A 3,508-nucleotide genomic window follows, 5' to 3' on the forward strand; every position below is an offset into this window, starting at 1 on the left:
TGCCCGGCCGGCCCCGCAGTTCAGGGCCAGCGGGTCAGGCGAAGCTCTCCAGCTCGACGCCGGCAGCCTCCAGCGCCGCACGGATCGCGGTCGCCGTGGCAACGGAGCCGGGGGTGTCGCCCTGGAGGCACAGCGACTGCGGCTCGATCCGGAGCACCGTGCCGTCGACGGCCTCGATTTCGCCCTTCGTGGCGAGCCTGACCGCCCGCTCGGCTACCTGTCCGGCGTCGAGCATCATTGCTCCCACCTCGGTGCGCGGCACGAGGGTGCCGTCGGGGAAGTAGGCGCGGTCGGCGAAGGCCTCGGAGAAGACGGGGTGCCCGGCTTCCTTGGCGATTTCCAGCAGGGCTGAGCCGGGGAAGCCGAGGACGGGCAGTCCGGGATCGTAGGCCTGGATGGCGGCGATCACGGCGGAGGCCTGCTCGCCGTCGTGCACGGTGCGGTCGTAGAGCGCCCCGTGCAGCTTGACGTAGTCCACCGAGGCGCCCACGGCATGGGCCACGCCGTCGAGCGCCCCGAGCTGGTAAAGGACCGCGCCGAAGAGATCGTCAAAGGTCATGTCCAGCGAGCGCAGGCCAAAGCCGGCCAGGTCCGGGTAGCCGATGTGGGCACCGACGTTGACGTCGAGCTCGTACGCCGCCCGGCAGGTGTCCAGCATGGTCACGGGGTCCCCGGCGTGCATCCCGCAGGCCACGCTGGCGCTCGTGACCAGCGGAAACATCGCGGCGTCGGCGCCCTTGGTCCAGGTCCCGAAGGACTCCCCCAGGTCAGTGTTCAGATCCAAAACGTGCCGCCGTCCTTCGTTAAAGTCTTCGGGGCGCCGCTGCCCTGAGTGCCGCCGCCCTGGGTGCCGCCGCCCGGGGCGCCGCCGTCCGGCTGCGCGTCCAGGGAAGTTTCGTAGAGCGCTGCCGGGCCGGTGGTTTCCGCAAGGGCTTGCAGTTCTCCCGGAATCGTGTCCGGGATGGGCCCGAATGCTTCCCTGGCGTTCGCCACGACCGCATGGCCCATCACCCGGTTGCCCACTCCGCCTACGACGGCGCCGATACCGAAGGGCAGGGCACGGCCCAGCCAGGCTGTGCCCTGGGTCTTGAGCAGGGAGCGCAGGAACATCGTCTGGATCTTGGCCCGCACTGTACCGAAGCCGGCGAGGGGGACGCGGCGGGTGAAGGCCGCGGTCCAGGCCTGGGTGGGCCCCTTGCCCCGGCCCGCCGCCTGTCCGCTCAGCGAGCTCAGCAGCTGGGTGCCTTCCTCGCCCAGCATGACCGCCATGACCAGGGTGCTGGCTCTGTCCGGGTCCACCATCCGGATGCCGTGCAGTTCAGCAAGAGCCGTGGAATACAGTGCGGTGGCTTCGAGGAACCCGACTGCTGCGGCGGCCGAGAGACCGAGTGCGGCCGCAGTTCCGACGCCCGGAATCACGGCAGCCCCGCCGACCAGCGCACCGCCGCCGGTGACGGCCAGCAGGTAGTCGCGCTCCAGGATGGCGGCGAGCTGCGCCGCGGTGGCCTGCGGGTGCCTGCGCTGAAGCCTGCGGATATTGGCCAGCACCAGCGGCCGCTGGACTTCAACCGCCCGCAGGAGCACCTTGTGCAGACCGGGCCGGGGCTGGCCGGCGGCGTCGAACATCGCGCTGTGGGCCGTTTCCTGGGCAATCTTCATTGCAGGGTTGCTGCGCTTGGCCATGATCGCCTCTCGTCGGAACCATAAAACTAAGTGCACTTAACACTACACACGGGCAGGAAGGCGGGGTCGCCGCTGCGCCCCGGAGGGGTCTCAGCCCGGCCGCGCGGCTGGCTACTAGACTGGGCCCATGCCCGCCCTGCGAGCCCTCCGCCCCTTCGCGCACCGGGAGTACCGCGTGCTGATCACGGCGCTGGCCATCTCCATCTTCGGTTCCGGGATGTGGGCCGTCGCGATGGTCTACGAGGTGATCCACCTGGGCGGCGGACCGCTGGAGCTTTCGGTCGTGGCCGCGGCGGGCAGCGTCGGGCTGGTGACGTTTCTGCTGGCCGGCGGCATCGCCGCGGACCGCGTGCCCCAGCGGCTCCTGATCATCGCGGTCGAGGGCGCCAACCTCGCCGTCGTTGCCACTGTCAGCGGGCTGGCCCTGGCCGGCTTGCTCGAGCTGTGGCATCTCGCGCTGGGGGCCTTCGTGCTCGGCGTCGGGGCTGCGTTCTTCTTCCCCGCCTACTCCGCCATCCTGCCGCGGATCCTGCCGCCTGAGGACCTGCTGGCGGCCAACGGCCTGGAAGGCACCATGCGGCCGCTGTTTCAGCAGGCCGCCGCACCGGCCGTCGCGGGCATCCTGGTGGCGGCCCTGTCCCCCGCCTACGCCGTCACCGGAGTGGCGGCCTGCCATCTGGCGGCCTTCTGCATCCTGAACCTCCTCCCCCGCCAGCCCGCGGCAGGGGTCCCGGACAGCGGTGGGGCTACCGAATCTGGCCAGCCGCGGGCCAGGACGTCCCTGCGCCACGACCTCCGCGAGGGCGTCAGCTACACCGTCCGGACGCCCTGGCTGCTGTGGACCCTGCTCTGGGCCTGCATTTCGGTGCTGTTCCTGATCGGCCCCATCGAGGTCCTGATCCCCTTCGTGGTCCGGGACCAGCTCGGCGGGGACGCGCGCATGTTCGGCTTCCTGCTCGCCATCATGGGCGTGGGCGGTGCCGCAGCCTCGCTGGCCACGGCTTCTTTTCCCCTCCCGCGCCGCTACCTCACCGTGATGATGGTGTCCTGGGGAGCGGGAAGCCTGCCAATCGCCGCCGTCGGAATCATGGACAGTTTCTGGGCCGTGGCCGCCGCCCTCTTCATCTTCGGCGCCACCGGCGGCGTGGGCATGGTGATCTGGGGAACCTTGCTCCAGCGCCGGGTGCCGCCGCATCTGCTGGGCCGCGTCTCGAGCCTGGACTTCTTTGTATCCCTGGCCCTCATGCCGGTCTCCATGGCACTCGCCGGGCCGGCCGCCGAGGCGCTGCCGGTGTGGCTGATCTTCCTCGTCGCCGGGACCGTGTGCCCGGCGATGGCCGTTGTCGCGATGGTCGTGGCGCGGATGCCGGCCGATGAACTGGCCCACCCCCTCACCGGCGGTGAGGAGCCCGCCGGCGGTGAGGAACCCGCCGACGCCCCGGCGCCTGCCGAATCCTCCGGACCAGGGCAGCCCGGCCCAGACCAACGCGGAGTCACCTAGCGCCCATGTCCGGGGGGATCATGGGCGATAAGTGACCCCGCGTTGCTTCGGCGGCGGCTTAGACTGCGGCGCGCACCACCGGGATCGACGACGTCGGAAGGCCGCTGGGGAAGATGGTCGGTTCTGGGGCGGTGACGGGCGCCAGCGGGACCCGGACCGGGCCGCCGTCGACCGTGAGCAGTTCCCCGCGCACGTCGACCTCCAGCGGCGCGCCGTCGCGGACGGTCAGGCTGATCGAATCCTGTTCGAGCCCGACGTGCAGGAGCCTGCCCTGGATCTTCAGGTGGAACTCGAGGCCGTCCCATTCGGCAGGCAGCCGGGGAT

Annotated in this window: 4 protein-coding genes; 1 reads left to right on the forward strand and 3 read right to left on the reverse strand. The window is 70.9% G+C overall.

Translation table 11 applies throughout. From position 1 onward, the window contains the following. Window positions 1–34: 34 nt before the first annotated feature. Window positions 35–784: a LamB/YcsF family protein gene (locus LQV45_RS21285; RefSeq protein WP_230008712.1), complete on the reverse strand. Its 750-nt coding sequence runs from the start codon at window positions 782–784 to the stop codon at window positions 35–37. Further along, window positions 775–1,683: a hypothetical protein gene (locus LQV45_RS21290; RefSeq protein ID WP_230008713.1), complete on the reverse strand. Its 909-nt coding sequence runs from the start codon at window positions 1,681–1,683 to the stop codon at window positions 775–777. Before LQV45_RS21290 ends, LQV45_RS21285 begins: the two co-directional genes overlap by 10 nt. Before the next feature lie 127 nt (window positions 1,684–1,810). On the opposite strand from LQV45_RS21290, the gene LQV45_RS21295 reads away from it, so the two are divergent. After that, window positions 1,811–3,184 carry an MFS transporter gene (locus LQV45_RS21295; protein ID WP_230008714.1) on the forward strand — a complete coding sequence of 458 codons (1,374 nt, stop codon included), beginning with the start codon at window positions 1,811–1,813 and terminating at the stop codon, window positions 3,182–3,184. 58 nt (window positions 3,185–3,242) lie between these two features. On the opposite strand, the gene LQV45_RS21300 is transcribed toward LQV45_RS21295, so the two are convergent. Beyond that, window positions 3,243–3,508 (reverse strand): glycosyl hydrolase family 65 protein (locus tag LQV45_RS21300; RefSeq protein WP_290370287.1); only part of this gene is annotated, 266 nt, incomplete at its 5' end.

The organism is Microbacterium sp. Bi128, assembly GCF_918698205.1.

Excerpts from the sequence above, each read along its gene's own strand:
- LQV45_RS21290 (WP_230008713.1), bottom strand. The coding sequence starts at position 1,683 with ATGGCCAAGCGCAGCAACCCTGCAATGAAGATTGCCCAGGAAACGGCC.
- LQV45_RS21295 (WP_230008714.1), top strand. The coding sequence starts at position 1,811 with ATGCCCGCCCTGCGAGCCCTCCGCCCCTTCGCGCACCGGGAGTACCGC.